At 67.5% G+C, this 23566-nt stretch carries 22 protein-coding genes; 13 read left to right on the top strand and 9 right to left on the bottom strand.

Translation table 11 applies throughout. The features are described 5' to 3' along the window. Nucleotides 1-68: 68 nt before the first annotated feature. From edd to SFC76_RS11135, 6 genes are all read right to left on the bottom strand, one after another. On the bottom strand, nt 69-1880 hold the full coding sequence (gene edd / locus SFC76_RS11160) for a phosphogluconate dehydratase (RefSeq protein ID WP_322849548.1): 1812 nt from the start codon (nt 1878-1880) through the stop codon (nt 69-71). A gap of 29 nt (nt 1881-1909) precedes the next feature. Continuing rightward, the gene (gene pgl / locus SFC76_RS11155; protein ID WP_322849547.1) at nt 1910-2614 is read right to left on the bottom strand and encodes a 6-phosphogluconolactonase; all 705 of its coding nucleotides are present in this window, start codon (nt 2612-2614) and stop codon (nt 1910-1912) included. A 229-nt stretch (nt 2615-2843) separates the two neighbouring features. After that, entirely contained in the window at nt 2844-4307 is a 1464-nt protein-coding gene (zwf, locus tag SFC76_RS11150) for a glucose-6-phosphate dehydrogenase (protein ID WP_322849546.1), read from the bottom strand. A gap of 13 nt (nt 4308-4320) precedes the next feature. After that, nucleotides 4321-5250, bottom strand: coding sequence for an N-acetyl-gamma-glutamyl-phosphate reductase (argC, locus tag SFC76_RS11145; protein ID WP_322849545.1), 930 nt, complete (start codon nt 5248-5250; stop codon nt 4321-4323). Beyond that, nucleotides 5247-5507, bottom strand: a complete 261-nt coding sequence (locus SFC76_RS11140) for an SH3 domain-containing protein (protein ID WP_322849544.1) — start codon at nt 5505-5507, stop codon at nt 5247-5249. The genes argC and SFC76_RS11140 overlap by 4 nt, the downstream gene beginning before the upstream one ends. Nucleotides 5508-5559: 52 nt before the next feature. Continuing rightward, nucleotides 5560-5880 carry a MarR family transcriptional regulator gene (locus tag SFC76_RS11135; protein ID WP_163958881.1) on the bottom strand — a complete coding sequence of 107 codons (321 nt, stop codon included), beginning with the start codon at nt 5878-5880 and terminating at the stop codon, nt 5560-5562. 304 nt (nt 5881-6184) lie between these two features. Between SFC76_RS11135 and secG the strand changes: the two genes are divergently transcribed. The 4 genes from secG to SFC76_RS11115 all read left to right on the top strand — a co-directional run bounded on the left by secG (nt 6185) and on the right by SFC76_RS11115 (nt 8870). Continuing rightward, on the top strand, nt 6185-6532 hold the full coding sequence (secG, locus tag SFC76_RS11130; RefSeq protein ID WP_322849543.1) for a preprotein translocase subunit SecG: 348 nt from the start codon (nt 6185-6187) through the stop codon (nt 6530-6532). 89 nt (nt 6533-6621) lie between these two features. Next, complete coding sequence (locus tag SFC76_RS11125; protein WP_322849542.1) at nt 6622-8256, top strand: CTP synthase; 1635 nt, start codon at nt 6622-6624, stop codon at nt 8254-8256. Between the two features lie 40 nt (nt 8257-8296). Further along, entirely contained in the window at nt 8297-8587 is a 291-nt protein-coding gene (locus SFC76_RS11120; protein ID WP_322849541.1) for a BrnT family toxin, read from the top strand. Further along, nucleotides 8568-8870 carry a BrnA antitoxin family protein gene (locus tag SFC76_RS11115; protein ID WP_322849540.1) on the top strand — a complete coding sequence of 101 codons (303 nt, stop codon included), beginning with the start codon at nt 8568-8570 and terminating at the stop codon, nt 8868-8870. The genes SFC76_RS11120 and SFC76_RS11115 overlap by 20 nt, the downstream gene beginning before the upstream one ends. 44 nt (nt 8871-8914) lie before the next feature. Here the strand turns inward: SFC76_RS11115 and SFC76_RS11110 are convergent, their stop codons facing one another. Then, on the bottom strand, nt 8915-9382 hold the full coding sequence (locus SFC76_RS11110) for an Hsp20 family protein (RefSeq protein ID WP_322849539.1): 468 nt from the start codon (nt 9380-9382) through the stop codon (nt 8915-8917). A 256-nt stretch (nt 9383-9638) separates the two neighbouring features. Between SFC76_RS11110 and SFC76_RS11105 the strand changes: the two genes are divergently transcribed. From SFC76_RS11105 to SFC76_RS11085, 5 genes are all read left to right on the top strand, one after another. After that, a complete protein-coding gene (locus SFC76_RS11105; RefSeq protein WP_322849538.1) occupies nt 9639-12143 on the top strand; it encodes a TonB-dependent receptor in 2505 nt (834 codons plus the stop codon). Between the two features lie 588 nt (nt 12144-12731). Continuing rightward, the gene (locus SFC76_RS11100) at nt 12732-13976 is read left to right on the top strand and encodes a lipoprotein-releasing ABC transporter permease subunit (RefSeq protein WP_322849537.1); all 1245 of its coding nucleotides are present in this window, start codon (nt 12732-12734) and stop codon (nt 13974-13976) included. After that, nucleotides 13969-14640 (top strand): ABC transporter ATP-binding protein, encoded by a 672-nt coding sequence (locus SFC76_RS11095; protein WP_322849536.1) that lies wholly within the window; start codon nt 13969-13971, stop codon nt 14638-14640. Before SFC76_RS11100 ends, SFC76_RS11095 begins: the two co-directional genes overlap by 8 nt. Beyond that, the gene (locus SFC76_RS11090; RefSeq protein WP_322849535.1) at nt 14637-15230 is read left to right on the top strand and encodes a GNAT family protein; all 594 of its coding nucleotides are present in this window, start codon (nt 14637-14639) and stop codon (nt 15228-15230) included. The genes SFC76_RS11095 and SFC76_RS11090 overlap by 4 nt, the downstream gene beginning before the upstream one ends. Further along, nucleotides 15227-15706, top strand: a complete 480-nt coding sequence (locus tag SFC76_RS11085; protein WP_322849534.1) for a glutathione peroxidase — start codon at nt 15227-15229, stop codon at nt 15704-15706. The genes SFC76_RS11090 and SFC76_RS11085 overlap by 4 nt, the downstream gene beginning before the upstream one ends. 60 nt (nt 15707-15766) lie before the next feature. Here SFC76_RS11085 and SFC76_RS11080 read toward each other — a convergent pair whose 3' ends face one another. After that, entirely contained in the window at nt 15767-16348 is a 582-nt protein-coding gene (locus tag SFC76_RS11080) for an HdeD family acid-resistance protein (protein WP_322849533.1), read from the bottom strand. 97 nt (nt 16349-16445) lie between these two features. Between SFC76_RS11080 and dnaE the strand changes: the two genes are divergently transcribed. Together dnaE and moaB are read left to right on the top strand one after the other, a co-directional pair. Further along, nucleotides 16446-19946, top strand: a complete 3501-nt coding sequence (gene dnaE, locus SFC76_RS11075) for a DNA polymerase III subunit alpha (RefSeq protein WP_322849532.1) — start codon at nt 16446-16448, stop codon at nt 19944-19946. 3 nt (nt 19947-19949) lie between these two features. Beyond that, a complete protein-coding gene (moaB, locus tag SFC76_RS11070; RefSeq protein ID WP_322849531.1) occupies nt 19950-20477 on the top strand; it encodes a molybdenum cofactor biosynthesis protein B in 528 nt (175 codons plus the stop codon). 130 nt (nt 20478-20607) lie between these two features. On the opposite strand, the gene SFC76_RS11065 is transcribed toward moaB, so the two are convergent. Continuing rightward, the gene (locus SFC76_RS11065; RefSeq protein ID WP_322849530.1) at nt 20608-20949 is read right to left on the bottom strand and encodes a VOC family protein; all 342 of its coding nucleotides are present in this window, start codon (nt 20947-20949) and stop codon (nt 20608-20610) included. A 57-nt stretch (nt 20950-21006) separates the two neighbouring features. Between SFC76_RS11065 and SFC76_RS11060 the strand changes: the two genes are divergently transcribed. Both SFC76_RS11060 and SFC76_RS11055 read left to right on the top strand, forming a co-directional pair. Continuing rightward, nucleotides 21007-22086, top strand: coding sequence for a PA0069 family radical SAM protein (locus SFC76_RS11060; RefSeq protein WP_322849529.1), 1080 nt, complete (start codon nt 21007-21009; stop codon nt 22084-22086). Between the two features lie 48 nt (nt 22087-22134). Further along, complete coding sequence (locus SFC76_RS11055; protein ID WP_322849528.1) at nt 22135-23511, top strand: hypothetical protein; 1377 nt, start codon at nt 22135-22137, stop codon at nt 23509-23511. Nucleotides 23512-23566 lie beyond the last annotated feature (55 nt).

Raw genomic sequence — 23566 nt, 5'->3', positions numbered from 1 at the left:
TCTCCCGGCGGGAGAGGGAAGGGGCCCGCCGCCGCAGGCGGTGGGAAGGGTGAGGGTGGTTGGTGTTTCTATAGACCCGCCGCGGCGAGCATGCCCGATGCGCCCTTCTCGGCCTCGTCGGCGAGGCCGCGGAACATCGCGAACAGCTCGCGGCCGGTGCCGATCGCCGCGCCGGGCGCGTCGCACAAGGGCCGCGCCAGCCATTCGCCGGGATCGACGAGGGCGTCGAGCGTGCCGTTGACCGCATCGACGCGGATGATGTCGCCGTCGCGGATCTTGCCGATCGCGCCATGGCCGAGCGCTTCGGGCGAGCAATGGATCGCGCAGGGCACCTTGCCGCTCGCGCCCGACATGCGGCCGTCGGTGACCAGCGCGACCTTGAAGCCGCGGTTCTGGAGCACGCCCAGTGGCGGGGTCAGCTTGTGCAGCTCGGGCATGCCGTTGGCGCGCGGCCCCTGGAAGCGGACGACGACGACCATGTCCTGCTCCAGCTCGCCGCGCTTGAACGCCTCGAGGACGTCGAGCTGGTCGTGGAAGACGCGCGCCGGCGCCTCGACCACCCAGCGCTCGCGATCGACCGCGGACACCTTGATACAGGCGCGGCCGATGTTGCCGGCGAGGATGCGCATCCCGCCGTCGGGCGAGAAGGCCTCGCCGACCGGGCGCAGGATGCTGGTATCGCCGCTGTCACCGACCGGCTGCCACGTGAGCCGATCGTCGACGATCGCCGGCTTCTCGGCATAGGCCGCGAGGCTGTCGCCGCTCACCGTGGTGATGTCGCCGTGGAGCAGCCCGGCGGAGAGCAGTTCGCGGATGACGAAGGGCATGCCGCCCGCCGCCTCGAACGCGTTCACGTCGGCGGCGCCATTGGGATAGACGCGCGCGATCAGCGGCACCGCACGGCTCAACCGGTCGAAATCCTCCCAGTCGATGACGATCCCCGCCGCGCGGGCGATCGCCGGCACGTGGAGCAGGTGGTTGGTCGAGCCGCCGGTGGCGAGCAGGCCGACCGCGGCGTTGACGATCGCGCGCTCGTCGACGCAATGGCCGAGCGGGCGATAGTCGTTGCCGCGCCAGCCGATGCCGGCGAGGCGATGCACTGCAGCGCGGGTCAGCTCCTGGCGCAGCTTGGTGCCGGGATTGACGAAGGCGGCGCCGGGCATGTGCAGGCCCATCACCTCCATCATCATCTGATTGGTATTGGCGGTGCCGTAGAAGGTGCAGGTGCCCTTGGAATGATAGGCCTGGATCTCGGCGTCGAGCAATTCCTCGCGCCCCGCCTTCCCCTCCGCATAGGCCTCGCGCACCGCCGCCTTGGCCTTGTTGGGGAGGCCGGAGGGCATCGGTCCGCCGGGGATCAGGACCATCGGCAGGTGACCGAAGCGCAACGCGCCCATCAGCAGCCCGGGCACGATCTTGTCGCAGATGCCGAGCAGCGCCGCGCCCTCGAACGTGCCGTGGCTCAAGGCCACCGCGGTCGCGAGCGCGATCGTGTCGCGGCTGAACAGCGACAGCTCCATGCCGGCATAGCCCTGCGTCACGCCGTCGCACATCGCCGGCACGCCGCCCGCGACCTGCGCGGTGGCGCCCACTTCGCGCGCCCAGACCTTCATCAGCTCGGGATAGCGATAATAGACCGCATGCGCGGAGAGCATGTCGTTATAGGCGGTGACCACGCCGATGTTCATGCCGGTGTCGGCGCGCATCGTGTCGCGATCCTCCTCGGTGCCGGCATAGGCATGGGCGAGGTTGGCGCAGCCGAGCTGCGGCCGGCGTGCGCCGGTCTCGCGCTCGCGCTCGATCAGCGCGAGATAGGCGGCACGGCTCTCCCGCGAACGTTCGATGATGCGGTCGGTGACGGCGGAGACTTCGGGGTTCATGACGCGGGTCCTGGGGAGGGGGGCAGCGGTCAGGGCGCCCAGTGGATGTCGACGGGCAGTTCGGCATCGGCGAGCACGCGGCCGATCGGATAGGGCGACGACGGCCCCTGTTTGATCGCCTGTTCGATGACGTCGCGCTTGGCCTGGCCGGTGACCGCGATCAGCAACGCGCGCGCCGTCACGATGCCCTCGCGCGACAGCGTCACGCGCGGCACCGGTGCCTCGGGCGGCAGCGGATCGGGCATCACGCCGAGCGCGCGCCGTTCCTTGGGGCCGGACAGCGCCTCGTCGAAATCGGGGCCGGGGAAGATCGACGCGGTATGACCGTCGCCGCCGACGCCGAGCAGGCAGAGATCGAGCGGCCAGTGCAGATCCTGCATCAGCGCATCCGCGGAGCGGCCGGCGGACTTATAGTCGGCGGTCGCCTGCGGCACGATCGGCATCACCCGCGCGCCCTTGGGCAGGAAGGTCTTGGCGATCATCGTCACGTTCGACAAAGCGTCGCCGAGCGGCACGATCCGTTCGTCGGTGGGGACGATCGTCACCCGCTTCCAGTCGAGCTTCGCCTTGGACAATGTGTCGTAGATCGGGATCGGCGTCTTGCCGCCCGACAGCGCGATCACCGCCGCGCCGCGCGCGTCGATCGCCGCTTCGATGATGAACTGGATGTCGCCGGCGACCGCCTGGGCCATTTCGGCCGCGTCGTCGTAATCCCACCATTCGATCTCGGTCATGTCTTTGCTTTCGTTCGGTCGGCGTCGACGCCCGATAGACCGGGCGAACGCACAAGGTAAGAGGCCGCGCATACGTATGAGCGGCGGAAGGTGCTGGCCGGCCGGTCGGGACGCATCCCTATATCCCGTCATCCCGGGCTTGACCCGGGGTCCCGCTTCTTCTGCGGTCCGCCAATAGCGGGACCCCGGGTCAAGCCCGGGGTGACGGGGCGGCGGTCAGCCTAACCCCTCAATCGTCCTGCCACGTGACGCCGTCGCGCTCGGTCAGCGCGATCGCACCGGCGGGGCCCCAGGTGCCGGCGGCATAATGTTTGGGCTTGGTCTGGTTGGCGTCCCAGCCGGCGCGGATCGCGTCGATCCACGTCCATTGCGCCTCGACCTCGTCGCGCCGGACGAACAGCGTCTGGTCGCCCTCGATGAGGTCAAGCAGCAGCCGTTCATAGGCGATGCGGCGGCGCGACCCGGCGAATTCGGCGTCCATGCTGAGATTGAGCGGCACCTCGCGCAGGCGGATGCCCTCACGGTCGAGCCCCGGCTCCTTCGCCATCACCAAAAGCTGGACATATTCCTCCGGCTGCAACCGGATCACCAGCGTATTGGGTTGGAGGATGCCGCCGCGGCCCGAGAACATCGAATGCGGCACCGGCTTGAACTGGATCGCGATCTCGCTGCGCCGCTTGGCCATCCGCTTGCCGGTGCGCAGGTAGAAGGGCACGCCCTGCCAGCGCCAATTGTCGATATGCGCCTTGATCGCGACGAAGGTCTCGACGTTGCTGTCATAGCCCAGTTCGTCGTCATAGCCCTTGACGACCTTGCCGCCGACCGCGCCCTCCTCATACTGGCCGGTAACGGTGCAGACCGGCACGTCCTCGGGCGCGATCTTGCGCAACGAGCGGAACACCTTGGCCTTTTCGTCGCGGATCGCGGCACCGTCGTAGAGGGCAGGGGGCTCCATCGCGATCAGCGCGACGAGCTGGAGCATATGGTTGGCGACCATGTCACGCAGCGCGCCCGCGCCCTCGTAATAGCCGGCGCGATCTTCCAGCCCGACCGTCTCGGCGATGGTGATCTGGACGTTGTCGATCCCTTGCGCGTTCCACACCGGTTCGAAGAACGAATTGCCGAAGCGCAATGCGAGGATGTTCTGGACCGTCTCCTTGCCGAGATAATGGTCGATGCGGAAGGTCCGCTCCTCGGGAAAGGCGGAGGCGACAGTGTCGTTGATCTCGCGGCTCGACGCGAGGTCGTAGCCGAGCGGCTTCTCCAGCCCGATTCGCACCGTCTCGCCGGCGAGGCCGACGCTTTCGAGGCCCTTGACCGCCGGCTCGAACAACGACGGCGCGGTGGACAGATAGATGGCGAGCCCGCCCGACACATCGCCGATCTTTTCGGCGAGGCCGGCGAAGCTCGCCGGATCGGAGAGATCGGCGGGCTGGAAGAACAGGCGTTCGAGGAAGCTGGCGATCTTGTCGTCGTCCTTGCGGTCGGCGGCGAGGAACTGGCCGAGCGCCTTCTGCACGAAGGCGCGGAAGGCGTCGTCATTCTGGTCGCCGCGGGCCGAGCCGACGATCGTCAACGCCTCGGGGAGCAGCCCGTCGGCGTGCAATCCGTACAGCGACGGCCACAGCATGCGCTGGGCGAGGTCACCGGTCGCTCCGAACAGGAGCAGCTTGCCGACGGGATTGCGCTGCATGACGGTCCTTCTGTTAAACGATCAGGCCGGCCAGGGGATCGAGCCCGGCCATGATGTTGAGATTCTGCACGGCGGCGCCACCGGCGCCCTTGCCGAGATTGTCGAGCGTGGCGATCAGCCGCACCTGCCCGCTGTCGGCATTGCCGCAGACGCGCAAGGTCATGCGATCGGTGCCGCTATTCTCCTCGATCGTCACCGCGGCGACATCGCCGCTCGCGATCGAGATCAGCGCGCTGTCGGCATAAGCCGCGGCGAGCGTCTGCTCGATCGCGGCGAGGCTCGGCCGGCCGGGGAGTTGTGCCAGCGCGAGCGGCACCTCGCCGAGCATGCCGCGGTTGAGCCGCGCCACCGCCGGCGCGAACACCGGCGGGTAAGTGAGGCCGGCATGCGCGCGCATCTCCGGCAGATGCTTGTGCGCCAGCGTCAGCGCATAGGCGCGCAACGCCGTATCGACCCCGCCGCCCTCGAATTCCGCGATCATCGCCTTGCCGCCACCCGAATAGCCCGACACCGCATTATAGGTCAGCGGCCAGTCGGCGGGGATCAGCCCCGCCCGCACCAGCGGCGCGACCAATGCGAGGAAGGCGGTGGGATAGCAGCCGGGATTGGACACGAAGCGCGCCGCGGCGATCCGCTCTGCCTGCCCCTCGGCCAGCTCGGGGAAGCCGTAAGTCCAGCCCTCGGCGACGCGATGCGCCGACGAAGCGTCGATCAGCCGCGTCGTGCCGCTGCGGACCAGCGCCGCCGCCTCGCGCGCCGCCTCGTCGGGGAGGCAGAGGATCGCGATATCGGCGTCGTTGAGCGCCTCGGCGCGCGCGTCGGCGTCCTTGCGGCGCGAATCGTCGAGCGTGACGACGGTGATGTCGGTGCGGCCGCTCAGCCGCTCGCGGATATCGATACCGGTGGTGCCGACGGCACCGTCGATGAACACGGTGACGCTCATGCTGCGCTCGCCTTGTCGAGGATGGCGCGGTCGACATAGCCGACCAGGTCGAGGCCGATCGCGCGGCCCCAGGCATGGCGACCGGCGAGTTCGAGTACCTCGAACACGTCGCCCGCGGCGAGCGACGCGATCGGCTCGCTCAGGTTGCGATCGGCGAAAACGCCGGCGTCGCGCAGCGCGACCGCCGCCATTGGCGCGGCATAATGCGGCGCGAATACCTGTTCGGCGAGGCGGACGTCGGCCAGATCGCCGCGCACCGCATGCGTCCGGGGATCGAGCGTGACCGACGGGCCGGTGAGCGCGAACGCCCTACGCGAGGGCTGGCTGGAGCGACCTGGCGTCGCCTTCGCCAAGGAATTGCCCGAACTCTTCAAGAAACTCTGCCCCTTCGGAAGTACGCGCGACGAAGATGTTGCGCTTGTCGCTGTCGTCGCGTTGCCGGCGCAGATAGCCGAGCGCACCCAGCCTGTTCAAGGCGCGCGTGACGACGGGCTTCGATACGTTGAGCGCCCGGGCCAAACCGCGGACGGTATGCGGGCCGGGATTGAGGTAGACGAGGAGGAGCAGCGCCATCTGCCGGTTGGTGAGATCGGGTTCGCCCGACCGCACGTAATCCACCAGGGCCGTCATCCACGTCGCGAGTGATTGCGCGGCAGTTCCCACGATCAAATATCCGTTTCTGCGCCATTTTCGGGGCTTTGTTTCGCGGTCATAACGCCCCCGCACGGTGCAGGTTTCCGGTAAACGGACGGGCAGGGTGAATAAGTCGTCCGGGTATGTCTGCGGAAGGACGGCAGGGTCGGCGACGGGGCCTGGAAATGCGACACGGCGGGCGATCCTCCCGCATGCCATCGCGGCCGCCGCACCGGCACGGTTGATCGTTTGGCGACCCTCGCCTATGTGCGCGCCTTCATCCGAGTTTCCGGGACCATAGATGTTCACCTTCCTCCTCGTCGTTCATGCCATCATCGCCGCGGCGCTCGTGACGGTGATCCTGATGCAGCGGTCGGAGGGTGGCGGTCTCGGCATGGGTGGCAGCCCGTCGGGGCTGATGTCGGCACGCGGCGCGGCGGACTTCCTCACCCGGATGACCTCGATCCTCGCGACGGTGTTCGTCGGCATGTCGATCGCGCTCGCCTTCATCGCGGCGCACCGCCAGACGCAGACGATCGACACCTCGCTCGCCCGCACGCCCCCGGCGGCGGCACCGGCACCCGCGCCCGCCCAGGATGCGGTGCCCAACGCCCCCGCGGACAATGCCGCGGTGCCGCTCCAGCGCTAAGCCGCTGATCCGTTCATCGTGAATCGCGCGCGGGGTCGACCCGCGCGCTCTTGTCGTTCGACCCCATAACACGCTAGGCGATTTCTCCCATGGCGCGGTACATCTTCATCACCGGCGGCGTGGTCTCGTCGCTCGGCAAAGGCCTCATGGCGGCCTCTCTCGCAGCTTTGCTCCAGGCGCGCGGCTACCGCGTCCGGATTCGCAAATTCGATCCCTATCTCAACGTCGATCCCGGCACGATGAGCCCGTATCAGCACGGCGAGGTCTACGTCACCGACGACGGTGCGGAGACCGATCTCGACCTCGGCCATTACGAGCGGTTCACCGGCGTCGCCTCGCGTCAGTCGGACAACGTCACCTCGGGGCGCATCTACAAGACGATCATCGAGCGTGAGCGGCGCGGCGATTATCTCGGCGCGACGGTGCAGGTGATCCCGCATGTCACCGACGCGATCAAGGCGTTCGCCCGCGCCGAGACGGACGATCTCGATTTCGTGCTCTGCGAGATCGGCGGCACCGTCGGCGACATCGAGTCGCTGCCGTTCATCGAGGCGATTCGCCAGCTCAAGAACGAGGTCGGCCGCGGCAATGCGATCAGCATCCACGTCACGCTCGTCCCCTATATCGCCGCCGCCGGCGAGCTGAAGACCAAGCCGACGCAGCATTCCGTGCGCGAGCTTGCCGCATTGGGCGTGCAGCCCGACGTGCTGGTCTGCCGCTGCGAACATCCGCTGCCGCCGTCGGAACGCGCCAAGATCGCGCTGTTCTGCAACGTGCCGGAAAGCGCGGTCATCCCGGCGCTGGACGCCAAGAGCATCTATGCGGTGCCGCTGCAATATCACGGCGAGGGCCTCGATTCGGAGGTGCTGCGCGCCTTTGGCATCACGCCGTCCTCGGCACCCGACCTCAGCCGCTGGACCGACATCATGGACCGGCTCACCAACCCCGAGGGCGAGGTGACCGTCGGCGTCGTCGGCAAGTACGTCGGCCTGCAGGACGCCTACAAGTCGCTCAACGAGGCGCTGGTGCACGGCGGCATCGCCAACCGGGTCAAGGTCAACGTCCGCTGGATCGATGCCGAGATCTTCGAGAATGACGACAGCGAGATCGTCAGCCAGCTCGAACCGTGCGACGCGATCCTCGTCCCCGGCGCGTTCGGCGAGCGCGGCGCGGAGGGCAAGATCAAGTCGGTCAGATTCGCCCGCGAGCGCGAGATCCCTTATTTTGGCATCTGCTTCGGCATGCAGATGGCCTGTGTCGAGGGCGCGCGCGACCTCGCCGGCATCGCCGGTGCCTCGTCGACCGAATTCGGCCCGACCGACGAGCCGGTGGTCGGCCTGATCACCGAATGGATGGGTCGCGACGGGCTGGAGAAGCGCGAGGAGCAGGGCGACATGGGCGGCACGATGCGGCTCGGCGCCTATGAGGCGGCGCTCGACGGCAACAGCGTCGTCGCGTCGATCTATGGCGACACGGTGATCCACGAGCGCCATCGCCACCGCTACGAGGTCAACACCGGCTATAAGGACGCGCTTGAAAAGGGTGGGCTGGTGTTCAGCGGCATGTCGCCCGACGGCACGCTGCCCGAAATCGTCGAGCGGCCCGATCACCCATGGTTCGTCGGCGTCCAGTTCCACCCGGAGCTGAAGAGCAAGCCGTTCGATCCCCACCCGCTGTTCGCCAGCTTCATCCAGGCGGCGCTGACCAAGAGCCGGCTGGTCTGACCTTGACGATTGCCGTTGTGTACGTACATTCTGGTACGGCATGACGGTCTTCGAGTTCGACCCGGCCAAGGCGACGGCGAACGCCGCCAAACATGGCGTGTCGTTCGCGCTGGCGCAGGCGGTCTGGGACGACCCGCTGCATGTCATCGTGCCCGATCGCGTGGCCGACGGGGAGCGTCGGTATCATGCAATCGGCATGGTGGGTCATGTCGTCTTGCTGGTCGTCGTCCATATGTATCCCGATGGGGAGGACGCAGACCGGGTGCGGATCATCGGCGCGCGCCGTGCGACGCGCCATGAGAGGAGGCGATATGAAGAGGACGCGACTTGATCCTGCCTTGCAGCGCGAAGCCGAGCAGCTCGCGGCTCTGGCGGACGAGACGATCGACACCGCGGACATTCCGGAGGCGCCCGCGGCGGCGTGGCGCGATGCAGTCCGCCCCGGCCTTTACCGGCCGGTCAAGCAGCCGGTAACTTTGCGGCTCGACGCCGATATCGTCGCCTGGTTCAAGGATCACGCGGTCGGAGCGGGTTATCAAACGGAGATCAACCGCGTGCTGCGCGATCATGTCGCCAGCACCGATCGTCGTGCTGCGAAGGGCACATCGGCCTGATCTAATAAGGCGCCCGGACCGATCGGCCCGGACGCCCCGACCGGTTAGGCGGCTTCGGCCACGTCCGGCGTGTTCTCGACCGCGGCGAGCGGTGCGCCGGTCTTGATCGCGATCGTCTTGGGCTTCATCGCCTCGGGCACTTCGCGGACCAGGTCGATGACGAGCAGGCCGTCGCTGAGACGGGCATCCTCGACGAAGACGAAATCGGCGAGTTCAAAGCGGCGTTCGAAGCTGCGATTGGCGATGCCGACGTGCAGGAAATTGGCGTTGCCCGCCTTGTCGTCCTTCTTGCCGGAGACCAGCAGCAGGTTCTGCTGCGCGGTGATCTCGATCTCGTCGCGCGAGAAGCCGGCGACCGCGAGCGTGATGCGATAGCGATCCTCGGCGAGGCGTTCGAGGTTGAAGGGCGGGTAATTCTCCGCGGTGGCGGCGCGCGCGTTGGTTTCCAGCATGTCGAACAGACGGTCAAAACCGATGGTCGAGCGGCGATAGGGGGTCAGGTCGAGTCGCATGTCAAATCCTCCGCGAGAAGCGAGTTGAACGACGGCATCCACGGACGTGCGATGCCGGTACACGGCCCAACAATCGGCGCCGTGCAGCGGGGATTTCGGTTCGCGCCGATCCCGGTTCAAGAGGGCGTCCGCCACCCCGTTTGGTAATTTTTCGCGTCTGCGCCGAAGCCCCGCTTTGCCGCCGCGAAGCATCTCCATCTTTGAACATCCCCTGAAGCAGTGGAGTTTGCAGTCAAAATCACATCAGGGAAACCGCATGTCGCTCACGCTCGCCCTTCTTCTCGCCGGCCAGACCGCCGCTGCCGCCGCCGCACCCGTCGCGGCGCAGGACGATGCCGCACCGGCGACGGCGCCCGCCGGGGCGAGCGAAGGTGCCCGGCCGGCCGCGGCGGCGCCGGGCAGCGGCGACATCCTCGTCACCGCGCGCCGCCGGGCCGAATCGGTGCAGCGCGTGCCGATCGCCATGTCGGTGGTCGGCGGCGCCGAAATCGACCGGACCGGCGCGTTCAACGTCAACCGGCTGCAACAGCAGCAGCCCTCGCTGCAATTCTTCTCGAGCAACCCGCGCAATTCGGCGATCAACATCCGCGGCTTGGGCGCGCCGTTCGGCCTGACCAACGACGGGATCGAACAGGGCGTCGGCTTCTATGTCGACGGCGTCTATATCGGCCGGATCGGCGCCTCGACGTTCGACTTCGTCGACGTCGACCGGGTCGAGGTGCTCCGCGGACCGCAGGGTACGCTCTATGGCAAGAACACCACCGCCGGCGCGCTCAACGTCACCACCCGCCCGCCGAGCTTCACGCCGGAAGGGCGCGCCGAGATCAGCGTCGGCAATTACGACTTCGTCCAGGGCAAGGCATCGATATCTGGCCCGTTGTCGGACACGGTCGCGCTGCGGCTGTCGAGTTCGGCGACGACGCGCAAGGGCACGATCTACGACGTCACCTCGCAGCAGGACCTGCACCGCCAGCGCAACCTGGGGTTGCGCGGGCAATTGCTGTGGAACGCCACCGACTCGCTGCATTTCACGTTGTCGGGCGACTTCAACGTCCAGAACCCGGAATGCTGCGTGCAATATTATGCGCGGGTCGGCACGACGCAGCGGCCGATCGCACGCCAATATGACGCGCTGGCCGCCGCGCTCAATTACGCACCGCCCAGCCGCGATCCGTTCGACCGCCGCACCGATCTGGATGCCGCGATCAACTCGCGCCAGGAGGTGGGCGGCGCCTCGCTCGTCGCCGATTGGGACCTCGGCCCGGCGACGCTGACCTCGGTCAGCGCCTGGCGCTATTGGGACTGGCAGCCGCAGAACGATCGCGACTTCACCGGCCTACCGATCACCACCGTGTCGCAGAATCCTTCGCAGCAGAAGCAGGTGTCGCAGGAGCTGCGCCTCGCTTCGAACGGCACCAACCGGCTCGATTATACCGTCGGCGCCTTCCTGTTCCACCAGACGATCGATACCCAGGGCTCGCAGGTGCAGGGGCCGGCGGCGAGCCGCTTCCTGCTGTCGGGAACCGACGCCAACAATCCCAACGTGCTCAACGGCCTGACCTCAACCAACACGATCACGTTCGACAACACCAGCTTCGCGGTGTTCGGCAAGCTCAACTGGGCGCTTACCGATGCGCTGCACATCCAGCCCGGCCTGCGCGTCAATTACGACCGCAAGTCGGGCTTCTACGAATCGGTCGTGAGTATCGCCAACAGCCAGTATAATTTCACCGCCACGGCCGACAACGTCGCGGCGCTGCTCGCCGCGCAGCCCACCACCGCGGCACGCACGACGTTCCAGAACCAGATCAACACGCTCGCGCCGCAGCGCTACAGCCCGCGGTTCAGCGCGTGGAATACGTCGGGCGACGTCACCGTATCCTATGATTTCGCGCCCGAGATCCATGGCTACGCGACCTATGCGCGCAGCTTCAAGTCGGGCGGCATCAACCTGTCGGGGCTGCCGCTCAACTCGACCAGCACCGGCGTCGACCTCTCCACGCAGACGGTGAAGCCCGAGAAGGTCAACAATTACGAGATCGGCCTCAAGACGCAGTTCCTCGATCGCCGCCTGACGCTTAACCTCGCCGGCTTCTGGACCGACGTCTCCGATTATCAGGCGACGGTGAACAACAATGCGATCAACGTGATCCGCGGCTATCTCGCCAACGCTGGCAAGGTGCGGTCGCGCGGGGTGGAATTCGATACCAGCTTCCGCCCGAGCAAGCGGCTCAACCTGTACGTCAGCGGCGCCTTTACCGACGCCACATATGTCGACTTCAAGAACGCGCCATGCCCGCCAGAACTGTCCGGCGGCAGCGCCGCGAGCCTGACCAATCCGGCAAGCCCCGCCGGTCAGGCCGGAAGTTCGACTCAACCCTCGTACAGCCCGGCGCAATGCGACATCTCCGGCCAGCGCCTGCCGGGCATCTCGAAATGGTCCTTCTCCTACGGCGGCGAATATAACCTCCCCGTCGATGGCTCGGGCGGCGAGGTCTATGTCGGCTATGACGGCAATTACCGGTCGCGTTTCTCGTCCAACCCGTCGCCGTCTGCCTATACGTGGATCGAGGGTTATTCGATCTCCAACGTTCGCGCCGGTTATCGCAAGGACGATTTCAACGTCTTCGGCTGGGTTCGCAACGTGTTCGACCAGAATTACTTCGAATTGCTGTCGACCCAGTCGGGCAACACCGGTCTGGTTGTCGGCCAGCCGGGCGATCCGCGGACGTATGGAGCCACCGTGTCGAAGCGGTTCTAGGCCGATCGACATTCAACTCGTGCACGATGACAATTCCTCCCCCTGGCGGGGGAGGACTTACATTACGACGATGAATGGTGGCGCATACCGTTGCCGTCATCGCGACCATGGGTCCCGACTTTCGTCGGGATGACGAAGAAGCCAAGCGCGCCGCCCAAACCGGATTCGGTCCGGAATCGCAGATATTTCGGTCCGCGTTATGACCCGGTTCAGGATTGTTCGGCAATAAACAGGATCGCCGGACAGGGGGCGCGACCTGGAAGCTCCCTCCCTCTGCCCGGCTACTCTGGTCTAAATCTGCGGCGGACAAGCAAACGCCCGGACCGTTGCCGATCCGGGCGCCTGCGTGACGAGAAAACCCGTCAGCCCCCTTAGGTCGTTTCCCGACGATCGCGCGTTGTTTCGCTGCGCTGCCGTTCCACTCTTCCCCGAACCACGGCCGTTGCCTGTGTCTCAGTAAGTCTTTGCTAGGCAGCACTGCCGGCTTTGTCACCGGCTATGTGAGAGGCCGGAATCGATTGCCCGAAACCTGTGTCGAATCCGCAACATTTGTTGCTTGTGACTCGCACGTCACCTAGAGGTCCGGCCATGCTCCTCTCACGCTACGAACGGATGATCGCCCGGCGCTACCTGCTCCCGGGCAAGGGCGAGGCGTTCATCTTCCTAGTCGCCTCGATCAGCCTCGTCGCGGTGATGCTCGGCGTCGCCGCGCTCGTCATCGTGATGAGCGTGATGAACGGCTTCCGCGCCGAACTGTTCGACAAGATCGTCGGGCTAAATGGCCATGCCGTCATCCAGGGCGTCGGCGGCCGCCTGCCCGACTGGCGCGAGATCGTCGCCGAGGCGCGCCGGACGCCTGGCGTCACCTCCGCGACGCCGATGGTCGAACAGCCGCTCGCCGCGACCTATAACGGCCGCGCCGAAGGCGTGCTGGTCCGCGGCGTCCGCATGGCCGACGTCAAGCCCGTGATCGGCGACAAGCTCGTCATGGGGACGCTCGCCGGCATCGCACCGGGCACCGGCCGCATCGCGATCGGTTCGCGGCTGGCCGAGGCGCTCGGCGCGCAGGTGGGCAGCGAAATCTCGCTGTTCAATCCGCAGGGGCAGGCGACGCCGTTCGGCACCGTGCCGCGCATCGTGAACTATACGGTCGGCGCCATTTTCGAGATCGGGCTGTACGATTACGACAAGGCGTATGTGATCATGCCGATCGAGGATGCGCAGACGCTGCTGCTGCTCGGCGACAACGTCAGCCAGATCGAGTTGCAGACGGTCGATCCCGACAAGGTCGCGCCGATCCTCGCCCCGCTCGCGGACAAGCTGCGCGGCGGCGCGGTGATCGCCGACTGGCGCAGCATGAACGCGCAGCTGTTCCAGGCGCTGGAGGTCGAGCGGGTCGCGATGTTCACCGTGCTGTCGATCATCATCCTCGTCGCGGTGTTCAACATCCTGTCGTCGCTGATCATGCTGGTCCGCGCCAAGACGCGCGACATCGCGATATTGCGGACGATGGGCGCGACGCGGGTCGGATTGATGCGCATCTTCATGGTCGTCGGCACCACGATCGGCGCGCTCGGCACGCTCGCCGGACTGGCGCTCGGCTTCGTCTTCCTGTTCTACCGGCAGGCGGTGGTGAACCTCGTCCAGCTCGTCACCGGGCAGAACCTGTGGGACCCGTCGATCCGCTATCTCACCGAATTGCCGTCAAAGCCCGATCCGGTCGAGATCGTCATCATCGCGCTGATGGCGCTGGTGTTCAGCTTCCTCGCCACGCTCTATCCGGCGTGGAAGGCGGCGAGCACCGATCCGGTACAGGTGCTGCGCTATGAATGACGTCCTCCGCACCACCGGCCTGACCCGCAGCTTCCGCCAGGGCGAGGAGACGATCCACGTCCTGCGCGGCGTCGATCTGTCGGTCGCGCCGGGCGAGATCGTCGCGCTCGTCGGGCCGTCGGGGTCGGGCAAGTCGACGCTGCTGCAAGCGGTCGGCCTGCTCGAAGGCGGCTTCCAGGGCTCGATCATGATCGGCGGCGAGGAGGCGGCGAAGCTCGACGCGCATGGCCGCACGATCATGCGCCGCGACCGCCTGGGCTTCGTCTACCAGTTCCACCATCTGCTGCCCGACTTCAACGCGACCGAGAATGTCGTGCTGCCGCAACTCGTCCACGGCGCCGAGCGCAAGCCCGCCGACGATCGTGCGGTGGCGTTGCTCACCGCGCTCGGCCTCGGCCATCGCCTGACCCACCGGCCGAGCCAGCTCTCCGGCGGCGAGCAGCAGCGCGTCGCGGTCGCGCGTGCGCTCGCCAACCGGCCGGCCCTGGTGCTCGCCGACGAGCCGACCGGCAATCTCGACGAACATACCGCCGACGTGGTGCTCGCCGAACTGCTGCGGCTGGTCCGCGGCGAGGGGTCGGCGGCGCTGATCGCGACGCATAACGAGCGGCTGGCGCAGCGGATGGACCGCGTCGTCCGCCTGCACGAGGGCGTGCTGACGTGACGCTCTGGCGCGAGACGCCGACGCTGATCGGGCGTCACGTCACGCTGCGGCCGCTGGTGCGCGCCGACCGGGATGCGCTGGTCGCCGCGGCCGCGGCGGACGATCTGTGGGACACGTTCTACGCCAATGTCGCGCAGCTCAAGAATGCGGATCGCTGGATCGAGACGTCGTTCGCGCAAGCCGATTACGGCCGCGCGCTCCTGTTCGCGGTATGCGATCCGGCGGGGCAGGTGATCGGCACCACGCGCTATATGCGGATGGCGCCTGGGCATCGCCGGCTCGAGCTCGGCGGCACCTTCTACGCCAAGGCGGTGCAGCGCACCGGCGTCAACACCGAGGCCAAGCTGCTGCTGCTCACGCATGCGTTCGAGGCTTTGGATTGCCAGTGCGTGCAGATCCGCACCGATTCGCTCAACAAGCGCAGCCAGACGGCGATCGAGCGGCTCGGCGCGACGAAGGACGGCGTGCTGCGCGGGCATCAGCGGATGGCCGACGGCCGGTTGCGCGACACCGTCGTCTATTCGATCCTCGACCGCGAATGGCCGGGCGTGAAGCAGAACCTCCACTTCCTGCTGGCGAGGCATGCATGACCGCGATCACCGACTTCACCGTCACCGGTGCCGACGGCGCCGCCGCATCGCTCGATCGTTGGGCGGGGCAGGTGCTGCTGATCGTCAACACCGCATCGAAATGCGGCTTCACGCCGCAATATGAGGGGCTTGAGAAGCTGCATCGGCGCTTCGCCGACAGCGGTTTCGAGGTGCTCGGCTTCCCCTGCAATCAATTCGGTGCGCAGGAGCCGGGCGACGCCGCCGAGATCGCCAGTTTCTGCTCGCTGACCTATGGCGTGACCTTTCCGGTGTTCGCCAAGGTCGACGTCAACGGGGCAGGGGCCGATCCCCTGTTCGTGCGGCTTAAGGCCGAGGCGCCGGGGCTGTTGGGGTCGAAGGCGATCAAGTGGAATTTCACCAAGTTTCTGGTGAACCGCGAGGGGAAGGTCGTCCGCCGCTACGCACCGACGACCAAGCCCGAAGAGATCGCCGGGGATATAGAAGCATTGCTCTAACGCTACAATTTCAAGTACCCCGGCTTCGGCCGGGGTACGGGTCTTGCGCGAGAGGACCGTTCACACCTCCGGCGCGGCGAAGGCTTTCGCCCCGGTCTTGTGGTTGAGCGCCGACGCCACCGACGCGACGCCACCCAGCAGGAAGCTGATCCCGAGGATGAACCCCGGCAGCGTCAGCGCCGACCACGGCAGCGTCGCCAGCACGTAGATCGCGAGCAGGATGTTGACCACGCCGAGCACGATCATCAGCCCCCGCCCGCGCTTGAACCGCGCGCCCAGCCCGATCTCCAGCGCACCGCGGATGCCGAGCCAGATCGCCACCAGCAGCGTCAGCGAGATCGCCGCCGTGGCGGGCGCGAAGGCCATCAGCAGGCCGATGACCAGCGACAGGATGCCGAAACCGATCGCATAGCCGCGCCCCTCATGCCCCCTGCCGGCGAAACCGGCGGCGATCGACACCAGTCCGGCCGCGATGAAGAACGCCCCGATCACCAACGTCGCGGCATAGGTCGCCGCGAACGGATTGAGGAAGGCGAGCACGCCGAGCACGATCGACAACACGCCATAAGCGAGGATCCAGCCCCAGCCGGCGCCGGCCGAGTCCGGCGTGAGCGGATTGGTGAAAGCAGTCCTGTCCGACATCGACGTATCCTCCGTTGCCCTGCCGAAACGGAGTTATCCACGACCGGTTCCTCGCGCCGCCCTGTTCGAATCACGGCGGAGGGACTAAGTCCCGGCAATGGCTCATTCCGGTTTCGTACCGCTCCGCATTTTCTCGTCCTACACGATGCTCGACGGGGCGATCGAGCCCAAGGCGATCGCCAAACAGGCGAAGGCGATGCGCTTTCCCGCCGCCGGCCTGACCGATCGCAACGGCCTGTATGCGGCGATGGCCTTTTCGGATGCCGCCAAGAAGGACGGCGTCCAGCCGGTGATCGGTACGATGCTGTGCGTCGCGCGGCCGGACATGCCCGACGGCGTCGTCGTGCCGCTCGACTGGATCGCGCTCTATGCGCAGGATTCGACGGGCTATGACAATCTGTGCGCGCTGGTCAGCCTCGCGCATCTCGAACGGCCGATCGAACTGCCCGCGCACGTCGATTTCGCCGCGCTGGAGGGGCGGACCGACGGCCTGATCGCGCTGACCGCGGGCGGCGAGGGTGCGCTCGCCCGGCTGATCCACGAGGACCAGCCGGCCCGCGCCGCCGCCTATCTCGACCGGTTGCAGGCGCTGTTCCCCGATCGCCTCTACATCGAGCTGGCCCGCCGCAGCGACGCGATCGAGGAGGCGGCCGAACAGGCGCTGATCGACTTCGCGTACGACCGCGATCTGCCGCTTGTCGCGACCAACCCCTGCTGTTTCTCGGACAGCGCCTTCCTCGACGCGCATGACGCGATGCTGTGCATCGCGCATTCGACCTATGTCGAGAGCGAGGATCGCATCCGCTCCTGCCCGGACGCATGGCTCAAGCCCGCCGAGACGATGCGGCAATTGTTCGCCGACCTGCCCGAGGCGATCGACAATACGCTGGTCGTTGCGCAGCGCTGCGCGGTGATGGCGCCCTATCGCAAGCCGATCTTGCCCAGCCTTGCCGGCGATCGCGAGGGCGAGGCGGCGATGCTGCGCGCCGAGGCGGCGGCGGGGCTGGAGAAGCGGCTCGACCGGATCGAACAGCTCGGCACCCAGCCCGCCGACGACCCCAATTGGCGCGACGCCTATCGCGCGCGGCTCGCCTTCGAGGTCGACGTCATCGTCCAGATGGGGTTCCCCGGCTATTTCCTGATCGTCGGCGACTTCATCAAATGGGCGAAGGATCACGACATTCCCGTGGGGCCGGGGCGCGGTTCGGGCGCCGGCTCGGTCGTCGCCTGGGCGCTGACCATCACCGATCTCGATCCGATGAAATTGGGCCTGCTGTTCGAACGCTTCCTCAACCCGGAACGCGTCTCGATGCCCGACTTCGACATCGATTTCTGCGAAACCCGGCGTGGCGAGGTCATCCGCTACGTGCAGGAGAAATACGGCCGCGATCAGGTCGCGCAGATCATCACCTTCGGTAAGCTGAAGGCGCGCGCGGTGCTCAAGGACACCGGCCGCGTCCTCCAGATGAGCTATGGCCAGGTCGATCGCCTCGCCAAGCTGGTCCCCAACCACCCGACCGACCCGTGGGACCTCAAGCGCGCGCTCAACGGCGTGCCCGAGCTTGCCAAGGAATATTCGAACGACAATCAGGTCCGCCGCCTGCTCGATCTCGCCACCAAGCTCGAAGGCTTGCCGCGGCACTCCTCGACGCACGCCGCCGGCGTGGTGATCGGCGACCGGCCGCTCGCGCAGCTGGTGCCGCTCTACCGCGACCCGCGTTCGGACATGCCCGTCACCCAGTTCGACATGAAGTACGTCGAGGGCGCCGGCCTCGTGAAGTTCGACTTCCTCGGCCTCAAGACGCTGTCGGTGCTCAAGAAGGCCGTGCAACTCCTCGCCAAGCGCGGCATTTCGATCGATCTCGACGCATTGCTGTGGGACGACGAGGCGGTCTACAAATTGCTCCAGAAGGGCGACACGGTCGGCGTGTTCCAGCTCGAGTCGGAGGGGATGCGCCGCACGCTCAGCGCCGTGCGCCCGACCAATTTCGGCGACATCATCGCGCTCGTCTCGCTTTACCGCCCCGGCCCGATGGACAATATCCCGAGCTTCGGCCGCCGCAAGCAGGGCACCGAGCCGATCGTCTACCCGCACGACCTGCTCGAACCGATCCTGTCCGAGACCTACGGCATCTTCGTCTATCAGGAACAGGTGATGCAGGCGGCGCAGATCCTCGCCGGCTTCTCGCTCGGCGGCGCCGATCTGCTGCGTCGCGCGATGGGCAAGAAGATCAAGGCGGAGATGGACGCCCAGCGCGCGATCTTCGTCGAGGGCTGCGCCAAGGTGAACGGCATCGCCAAGGCAAAGGCGAACGAATTGTTCGACTTGATCGACAAATTCGCCGGCTATGGCTTCAACAAGAGCCACGCCGCGGCCTACGCGCTGCTCGCCTATCAGACCGCGTGGCTGAAGGCGCATCACCCGGAGGAATTCTACGCCGCGTCGATGTGCTACGACATGGCGCAGACCGACAAGCTTTGCATCTTCGTCGACGACATGCGCCGGCTGGGCGTGACGATCTGCGGCCCCGATATCAACAAGAGCGATGCCGAGTTCGACGTCGAGGCGACCGAGGACGGCGGCCTCGCGGTCCGCTACGCGCTCGCCGCGCTGAAATCGGTGGGCGAGGGGGCGATGGAGAAGCTCGTCGTCGAGCGTAGCGCCAACGGCCCGTTCAAGAGCATCGACGATCTCGCCACCCGCGTCGATCCGCGCCTCATCAACAAGCGCCAGCTCGAAACGCTCGCCGCCAGCGGCACGTTCGACAGTTTCGACGCCAACCGCGCCGGCATCCACGCCGTCGCCGAGACGATCCTCGCCGTCGCCGCGCGCACGCACGAGGGCAAGACCAGCGGCCAGCACGGCCTGTTCGGCGCCGAGGATGTCGCCGGCGACGCGATCAAGCTGCCGGCGGGCGCGCGCTGGTCGATGGCCGATGCGATGGAGCAGGAGAAGGAGGCGTTCGGCTTCTATTTCTCGGCGCATCCGGTCGATCGCCACACCCATCTCGCCAAGATGCACGGCGCGCGCCAATATGTCGCGCTGACCGAGCTCAACATCCCCGAGGACGGCACCCGCGCCGGTGCGACGATGGCGGTGCTGGTCGAGGACGCCCGCTGGCGTACCTCGGCACGGGGCAAGCGCTATATGATGGCGACGCTGTCGGATGCGAGCGGCCAGTTCGTCGCCACCTGCTTCGATGATTCGGTCGCCGCCGAACTGGAGGACGCCGCGCGTTGCGGCGGCTGCGGCCTCATCACCGTCGAGCTCGACCGTCGCCCCGGCGAGGAGACGCCGCGCGTCTCGGTCAAGCGCATCCAGCCGTTCGAGGGGCTGGCGTCGATCGCGCGCTTCACGATCGAGGCGAAGGTCGCGCACGCCACCGCCTTTGCGGCGCTGTCGGCGTTGCTCGCGCATCACCGCGGTGCGCGCGGCGAGGTGCGCGCGCGCATTCCGGTGGAGGAGGGCGAGGCGACGGTGCTGCTCGGCCGCGACTTCCTGCTCGACATGGAATTGGTCGAGACGATCCAGGCGATCCCCGGCGTCAGCGACGTCGCGCTCGACCGCGTCGCTTCGCAATTGCGCTCGGTGGGCTGAGCCATGTCGATCGACACCAGCCTCGCTTTCCGCCCCGTCAACATCGCGGTGCTCACCGTTTCCGACACGCGCGGGCTCGCCGAGGATCGCTCGGGCGACACGCTCGTCGCGCGGATCGCGGCGGCGGGCCACGTCCTCGCCGACCGCGTCATCCTGCGCGACGATACCGACGCGATCGTCGCGCAGCTCCACCGTTGGATCGACGACGAGAGCGTCGATTGCGTCGTCACCACCGGCGGCACCGGCGTCACCGGCCGCGACGTCACGCCCGAGGCGGTCGAGCGCGTCGCGACCAAGATGATCCCCGGCTTCGGCGAGTTGTTCCGCTATCTCAGCTACGCCAAGATCGGCACCAGCACGGTCCAGTCGCGCGCCTGCGCCTGTGTCGCCCGCGGCACCTATATCTTCGCGCTGCCCGGCTCGATCGGCGCGGTGAAGGACGGCTGGGACGGCATCCTGCAGGACCAGCTCGACAGCCGCCACCGCCCCTGCAACTTCGTCGAGCTGATGCCGCGGTTGACGGAACGGTGATCGGCCAGCGGCTGTAGGCCGGCGCCGGCTCACCGGCGGAAAGCGCACGACGTCACTCCGAACCACCCGTCACCCCGGAACAAGCCCGGCATGACGGACAGTGGCTCACCGGGTCCGTCAAGAAACGAAATTAGCCCGCGTCCACCTGCATCACCGCCAGCTCGTGTCCATCGGGATCGGCGAAGTGGAACCGCCGCCCGCCGGGAAAGGCGAACACGGGCATCGTCACCCGCCCGCCGGCCGCCTCGACCGCGGCGAGCGCCGCATCGACATCCGCCACCTTGATCACCGGGAGCGCCGCCGCGGTCTGTTGCGCCGGATCGGCCTGGAACCCGATGTCGGTATCCCCGCTCGTCGTCGCCGCATAGCTCGGCCCGAAATCGCTGAACCCCCAGGCGAACGCCGCGCCGTAGAAGGCCTTTGCCCGCGCCGTATCGGCCACCGGCAGTTCGAGATAGTTCAACCGCGCCATCGTATCGCTCCCATCAACGTTCTTGCTATGTTCTACACACCGGCCTAGCCCCGTGCAATGGCAAAGCCCCATGTCAAACGTGCCGTCCGCGGCGCTACGGTCAACACCGCGAGCCACCGCTTCAACCTGCCGCAGGTCGAGGCGGATGGCGACTGGCTCGACGCCCGCGCGGATATCGACGGCGCCGCCGCGCCGCTGCGCACCAGCGTCACCGTCGAACAGCCGCGCACGATCATCACCCGCAACAGCTCGCCCGACGTGTTCTTCGATCGCTCGATCAACCCCTATCGCGGCTGCGAGCACGGCTGCATCTATTGCTTCGCGCGGCCGACGCATGCCTATCACGATCTGTCCCCCGGCCTCGATTTCGAAACGCGGCTGTTCGCCAAGCCGCAGGCCGCCGCGCTGCTCCGCGCTGAACTCCGCAAGCCCGGCTATGCCGTCGCGCCGATCGCGCTCGGCACCAACACCGACCCCTATCAGCCGATCGAGCGCGACTGGCGGATCACCCGCGGCATCATCGAATTGCTCGCCGAGACGCGCCACCCGCTCACCATCACCACCAAGTCCGATCGGGTGACGCGCGATATCGACCTGCTTTCGGCGATGGCGGCCGAGGAACTGGCCGGCGTCGCGATGTCGATCACCTCGCTGGACCCGAAGATCGCCGCGACGATCGAGCCGCGCGCGCCGCATCCCGAACGGCGGCTGCGCGCGGTGCGAATGCTCGCCGATGCCGGCGTGCCCGTCTATGTCTCGATCGCGCCGGTGATCCCGTCGATCACCGATCACGAGCTGGAGCATCTGGTCGAGCGCGCCGCGGAAGCGGGCGCGACATCCTGTTTCTTCATCCCCGTCCGCCTGCCGCACGAGGTCGCGCCGCTGTTCCGGGCGTGGCTCGACGAACATTTCCCCGATCGCGCCGGCAAGGTGATGAGCATCATTCAGTCGCTGCGCGGCGGCCGCGACAACGATCCCGATTTCTTCACGCGCATGCAGGGTGCCGGCCCCTGGGCGGAGCTGATGCGCACCCGCTTTCGTATCGCCTGCCGCAAGCACGGCCTCGGCAACCGCGGCCGGCCGCTGCGCACCGACCTGTTCCGGCCGCCCGCCGGGCCGCAGGGCGAGCTGTTCTGAACGGCGTTAGCGCGCCGCTAACCCTCCTGGCGCCATGACGGGCGCCGCATGACGCACCGGCTTTCCTGGCTGATCCTGATCCTCGCCGCGGTGGCGTTGCGGCTGCCCGATATCGGCAACCCGCTCGTCGACGTCGACGAACAGATGTACCTGCTCGTCGGCCAGCGGATGTGGGACGGGGCGATCCCCTATGTCGACATCTGGGACCGCAAGCCGATCGGCCTGTTCCTGATCGCCGCCGCCGCGCGCGGCCTGCCCGGCGATCCCGTCGTCGCCTATCATGTGCTCGCGCTCGCCGCCGCGGCGGCCACCGCCGGCCTGATCGCGACGATGGCGCGCCGCCATGCCGGTGCCGGTGGCGCACTCGCCGCGGGCCTGCTCTACCTCGTCTGGCTGGAGCTGCTCGGTGGCCGCGGCGGGCAATCGCCGGTCTTCTACGATCTCGCCATCGTCGTGGCGGCGCTGCTGACCCGCGACACGATCGCCGGCCACCGCCGCGCCGCGATCCCGGCGATGCTGCTCGCCGGGATCGCGTTGCAGATCAAGCCGACCGCGGTCTTCGAAGGCGGGTTCCTCGGCATCGCGCTGCTCGTGGCCGTCTGGCAGCGCCATCGCAGCCCGGCGCGTCTCGCCGCAGCGGCAACGCTCTACGCCATCACCGCGCTGCTCCCGACGATCGCCGCCGCCGCGACCTATGCCGCACTCGGCCATGGCGAGGCCTGGTGGTTCGCCAACGTCGAATCGATCTTCCTGCGGCAGGCGACTCCCGGCGATCCGGTCGCGGCGCGGCTCGCCGGCGTCGCGATCGTGCTGCTCGTCCCCGCCGGGCTCGCGGTGCGCGGGCTGGTTTTGCGACCCGACCGGTTCCTGACCGGCTGGCTCGCCGCGGCGGTGATCGGCTGGCTGCTCGTCCCGCCCTATTTCAATCATTATGCGCTGCCGCTGCTCGTCCCGATCGCGGTCGCCGCCGCGATCGCGCTCGATCGGCGCGCGATGCAGGCGCTCGCCGCCGCCGCGGCGGCCGCGCTGCTGCTGTTCAGCGGGTATCCGCATCGCGGCGAGACCGCCGACACGCGCCGGCGCCTCACCGCGCTCGCCGGGATCATCGATCGCGCCCGCGGGCAGGGCTGCCCGTTCCTCGTCCAGGCCCCGCCGGTGCTCTACGACGCGACGCACGCCTGCCTGCCGACGAGGTACCCGTTTCCGTTCCACCTCGTCGAAGCCAGCGAGGCGCACGCGATCGGCGTCGACCCGACGCAGGAGGTCGCCCGCATCCTCGCCGCCCGCCCGCCGGTGATCGCGATCGGCGACATCCCTCGCAACCGCCGCCGGCCGGTCGTGATCCTCGTCCGCCGCACGCTCGCGCGTCACTATCGCGTGATCGCCCGCGACCTCGGCGTCACCGTCTATCGCCGCGCCGGCTGATCGAGATCAGGACGGTTGCGATCGCGCGCCATTGCCGGGAACGACCGGGCCGACC

This window comes from Sphingomonas sp. CD22, assembly GCF_034556155.1.
In the GTDB taxonomy this organism is placed as follows: Bacteria; Pseudomonadota; Alphaproteobacteria; order Sphingomonadales; family Sphingomonadaceae; genus Sphingomonas.
The sequence above is the reverse complement of the archived record's forward strand: the minus strand, read 5'-3'. Positions and strand labels throughout refer to the sequence as shown.